1 protein-coding gene is annotated in these 442 nt (G+C 50.0%); it reads right to left on the bottom strand.

The annotated features are described in order from the left end of the window. Positions 1 to 442: molybdopterin-binding protein (locus BTV99_RS12685; protein ID WP_256713797.1), on the bottom strand; the 442-nt coding region annotated here is incomplete at both ends.

The following is a 442-nucleotide window of genomic DNA, read 5'->3' on the forward strand; positions in this document are numbered from 1 at the left end:
TTTGTAATGGTTAATTTGCCCGAGCTGCTCGATGACGGTAGTCAAAAAATCATAATCACCCACCGACACGCCAGCGGTCGAGATTAGCACATCACAGTCTTGCACGGCTTCATTAATAGCAGCCGTGGTCTTATCCAAATCATCAGGGATAATGCCGTAGTCGCGAATGGTAATCGGCAAATCAGCCAGCAAAGTCTTTAACGTTGGGGTGTTGGAGTTGTATATTTGTGCCAGACTTGTCAGCGCATCACCGACAGCCACCAGCTCATCGCCTGTTGCCAGTAGCCCGACGATAAGCGGCGCAAAGACGCTGACTTGGCTGATACCTAAGCTTGCAAGTAGGCTAATATCAGCAGGGTTTATGCGCTTACCGACTGTCAATACCGCTTCACCTGCCTCTATCTCTTCGCCTTGCCGGCGAATATTGCTATCCACTTTGGCC

This window comes from Psychrobacter sp. Rd 27.2, from assembly GCF_001921755.1.
Taxonomy (GTDB): Bacteria; Pseudomonadota; Gammaproteobacteria; order Pseudomonadales; family Moraxellaceae; genus Psychrobacter; species Psychrobacter celer.